The 3,143-nt window shown below is 41.2% G+C and carries 4 protein-coding genes and 1 pseudogene; 2 read left to right on the top strand and 3 right to left on the bottom strand.

Annotation, left to right across the window (positions count from 1 at the left end):
- Positions 1 to 130 precede the first annotated feature (130 nt).
- Positions 131 to 1,378 (bottom strand): YihY family inner membrane protein, encoded by a 1,248-nt coding sequence (locus tag FTU82_RS15855; protein WP_180101643.1) that lies wholly within the window; start codon positions 1,376 to 1,378, stop codon positions 131 to 133.
- Between the two features lie 114 nt (positions 1,379 to 1,492).
- Here FTU82_RS15855 and wrbA point away from each other — a divergent pair, with 114 nt between their 5' ends.
- Positions 1,493 to 2,089 (top strand): NAD(P)H:quinone oxidoreductase, encoded by a 597-nt coding sequence (gene wrbA, locus FTU82_RS15850; protein ID WP_180001125.1) that lies wholly within the window; start codon positions 1,493 to 1,495, stop codon positions 2,087 to 2,089.
- 53 nt (positions 2,090 to 2,142) lie between these two features.
- Here the strand turns inward: wrbA and FTU82_RS15845 are convergent, their stop codons facing one another.
- Together FTU82_RS15845 and FTU82_RS15840 are read right to left on the bottom strand one after the other, a co-directional pair.
- On the bottom strand, positions 2,143 to 2,556 hold the full coding sequence (locus FTU82_RS15845; RefSeq protein WP_180083437.1) for a hypothetical protein: 414 nt from the start codon (positions 2,554 to 2,556) through the stop codon (positions 2,143 to 2,145).
- Positions 2,557 to 2,842: 286 nt separating this feature from the next.
- A complete protein-coding gene (locus tag FTU82_RS15840; protein WP_180101641.1) occupies positions 2,843 to 3,010 on the bottom strand; it encodes a hypothetical protein in 168 nt (55 codons plus the stop codon).
- Between the two features lie 49 nt (positions 3,011 to 3,059).
- Between FTU82_RS15840 and FTU82_RS15835 the strand changes: the two are divergent.
- Positions 3,060 to 3,143, top strand: a pseudogene (locus FTU82_RS15835) (IS5/IS1182 family transposase); the annotation flags it as partial.

Raw genomic sequence — 3,143 nt, 5'->3', positions numbered from 1 at the left:
TTTGTGCCATTTTTCTTTATACTGTCACTTAGGCAGGCTGGACACTTGATTTCTAGAGTTATTCGCATTTCTCTATTTTATCAAAATCCAACCTGCTTTTTTTCAGCATACTTTTTGAAACACCACCGGATTATTTATTCCGGAACAATTCGGAAAGTGGAAAACTCAGCTTTTCTTCCAGATATTGATCGGTTTCCTGTAGCTTAGGCGAGAATTTCTGCATCCAGATTTCCTCGGTATGTGCCTCGGTGAAGTGATGCTTACGTGGCAATGGATAAGGAAGTTGCAGATAAAAGTCCCAAAAACTCACCTGATCCAGATCACGTACCAAGACATATTCATTGTCATCGGTACGTTTGATCAGATTTTGTTTTTCAAACATGCTCACATAGTTTGGCCAGCGACCAATTTCATCACGACCCAAAGCATCTAATGCTTCTACTTCACTAATGCTCTCACCAGTTTTTTGCTTTTTATGAAACAGCTCTAATAGATCCAGCAGCATGATGATTGGGTGACGTTTATGATCCTGACCAGACTCAAAGGCCGTCAGGGCATAACTGATCTCAACGCCGAGTAAGACAATATTCCAGGATAAATAAATCCACAGTAGAAAGATCGGCACAGCGGCGAATGCACCATAGACAATCTCATAACTGGTAAAGTTTGACATCACAAAACCGAACAGGTTTTTAAGCAGCTCAAACACCACTGCACTAAATAGGCCGGCAATAAATGCAGACTTGAGTGGCACACTGCGATTGGGGATGGTCCAGTTGAGAATGAAAAATCCGAGTACGGTCAGAGAAAAGGAAATGGCCCAGAGGACAAAAGCACCATTAAGTTCATACCCGGCAAAGTTATTGCTGAGGACACTCATGGAAGCCACGGTTGATGAAATGACGAAGGCACTACCCAGTAAAATCGGTCCCAGCGAAATGATAGTCCAGTAGCGCATAAACCCGATAATTCCACCTCGGGTCTGAGTCACTCGCCAAATTCGGTTAAAGGCCGTTTCGATACTGGTGAGCATCAATACGGTCGTAATGAATAAAAACAGGATACCAATCACGGTTAAATTACTGGATTTATCGGTAAAGGCATTCAGCGCTTTATCAAAGGCAATCGTGGTTTTGGGTAGAAAGTTACTGTAGATCAGCTGTTGCAATTGTTGTCGTGCAGGCTCTAAGGCTTTAATCGATGAAATAATGACCAAGAAAACCGTCAACATCGGCACGACTGCGAAAAGCGTAGTATAGGTCAGGGAACCGGCTTGCTCACGACAACGGTCTGCTTCAAAGCGTCGGAGTACGAATAAAATAAACTGAAACCAGTGTTTCTCATAAAAGGGTAACTTTTTTAAATACTCAACAATCATGTGCATCCAATCTCAATTTTTTTAATCATCATGAATTTTCATCCATTAGCTTAACCAAAAAAGTTACAGAATATCGTATAGTTTTATTTTTTTAAGTAATGAATAAGAAGCCTCATGCAACCTTATGTTCTTGTTTTATATTACAGCAAATATGGCTCAACGAAAGAAATGGCACATCTGATAGCCAATGGCGTTGAATCGACAGGAATGGCGGTAAAAATTCGGACTGTCCCGAATATTTCTAGCGTCGTAACCGTAGCCGAGCCGAGTATTCCGGCAGAAGGAGATATTTATTGCAGTTTAGAGGATTTGGCCCAGTGTTCTGGCTTGGCCTTAGGTTCACCGACCCGTTTTGGCAATATGGCCTCAGAAATGAAATACTTTTGGGATCAGACCACCAGTCTATGGCTGAATGGCGCGCTGCACGGTAAGCCGGCCTGTGTCTTTACCGCATCGGGTTCCATGCATGGCGGACAGGAAAGTACCTTGTTGACTATGCTGCCACCATTATTCCACCACGGTATGATGATTATGGGGCTCAGTAATGCTACAGCTGCCTTGTCCAATACCAAGACTGGCGGTACGCCGTACGGTGCCAGTCATGTCAGTGGCCCACGGCATGATCAGGGTTTAAGCCCAGATGAAAAAGTTTTGTGCGAAGTACAGGGCAAACGACTGGCTGAAGTGGCTTTAAAACTCAATCAGTCTTAAGCATTAACTCAGAAGGAAATGAAGAACTCACTCACTTCATTTCCTTCATGATATTAATCTTCTTTTTGATCTTTTTGATCTTTTTGATCTTTTTGATCTTTTTGATCTTTTTGATCTTTTTGATCTTTTTGAATAAATCTATGTTTGCATTTTAAACATTGATAATCCAAGAATAAATTACGGTCGACGGAAATCCCGGCTTTTTTGCCGAGGAAATTCCCTATTACGCCACCGGTAATGCCAACACTGATTGCCCCGACAAAAGTACCCACTGTCCCACCTAAAATTACACCTAAGGGGCCAGCAACAGTACCAATCGCTGCGCCAACGGATGCGCCAGAAGCGGCACCACCGACTGTACCCGCAGTGGCACCGGCCGAGCTCATGAGAATGCCACCAATTTTCTTTAAATTCTGTTCGTGATCACGCTGTTCGATGTCAGTGGAACCACATTTAGGACATTGCATAGGTTTTTCCATCAAGGATTGGTATTCACTTGTTTTAAGTTTATGGAGGAGATGCAATTTTCTCTAGATCAGCAGCTCTTCATAATATGCTGCAACAGCATATATACATGCTGAATCCTGAGATCAGGAGCATTTCCTACTTTCCTGATTCTAGTTGAATTAACGCTAAAACATTGTATTTCAGCTGTAAATATATTTATTTTTATCTGCTTGAGTCATTTTTGAATTATTTCGATCATGCAGGACACTACAAGATTCTGGAGGTTTTTCTTCCTCAGTACTCTATCTATACACAGGCCTGATTGGCCATTTCTTTATATTCAAAGTAGCTGACGGTTTGTTGGCTGCTCTCAAAAGCTTGCAAACAGAAAGGAATCATTAAAGCTATTTGGCATTTTTTATCAAAAAAACAGCTTAAAATCGGCATTTTTTTATAAGTGGTTTTCATTCTCATTGATTAATTAGACCTCTTGCGAAAGTAAAAAATTGTTTATACTAGTCCCATGAAATATGAAAATTTAACTAGATTTAATGATGGGGAATTTAAACGACTTGTTGGCGTTCCTCGTCCATTATTCTTAAAAATG

This window comes from Acinetobacter sp. YH12151 (assembly GCF_013418355.1).
Lineage (GTDB): Bacteria > Pseudomonadota > Gammaproteobacteria > Pseudomonadales > Moraxellaceae > Acinetobacter > Acinetobacter pseudolwoffii.
The sequence above is the reverse complement of the archived record's forward strand: the minus strand, read 5'-3'. Positions and strand labels throughout refer to the sequence as shown.